We start from the raw sequence: 547 nt of genomic DNA, 5'->3' as shown, positions 1-547 counted from the left end.
CAAGCGCAACCGTCGCGTCTTTCACACGAAACGCCATACCACATACAGATGGGCCGTGAACTTTAGCAAACTCCTCCGCCTGGCTATGAGGCTGGGCGTTCACGATAAAGCTGATGTCACCTTGTCGATACAACCATGCTTCTTTCGAACGATGTTTGGCTATTTCAGTAAAGCCTAGCGATGTAAATAACGCTTTTAGTTGTTCAATGCCTTTGCTGTCAGCAGCTGTGTATTCAACAAACTCAAATCCGTCTGTACCTAATGGGTTGTATGTGTCCACCATGACTTTCTCCTTGCGTCACTAATTTGTTTACAGCCTCACTGAGCTGTTTGAACTGATTTTTCTAACTTGGCGCAGGTAGAGAGAAATTGGAATACATAAGCCGAAATCTCTATTTCGATGGGTCTTACGGAGAAATGTAAAATTAATGTTACACCACAAAACCATCAATGCATCTGGTTAAAAACAAACCAAAATCAAATATAATTTCAATCAATTAGGTTGATATTTTTCTATTTATGCCATATCACCAAATATAAATAACTT

General features: G+C 39.9%; 1 pseudogene. It reads right to left on the bottom strand.

Annotated features, from left to right (window positions below):
• A pseudogene (locus R7Q09_RS27700) lies at nucleotides 1–283 on the bottom strand (4-hydroxyphenylpyruvate dioxygenase); the annotation flags it as partial.
• Nucleotides 284–547 lie beyond the last annotated feature (264 nt).

Source organism: Vibrio sp. 2130-1, assembly GCF_033339515.1.
Note: the sequence above shows the minus strand (reverse complement) of the source record. Positions and strands in the feature narration are given on the sequence as shown.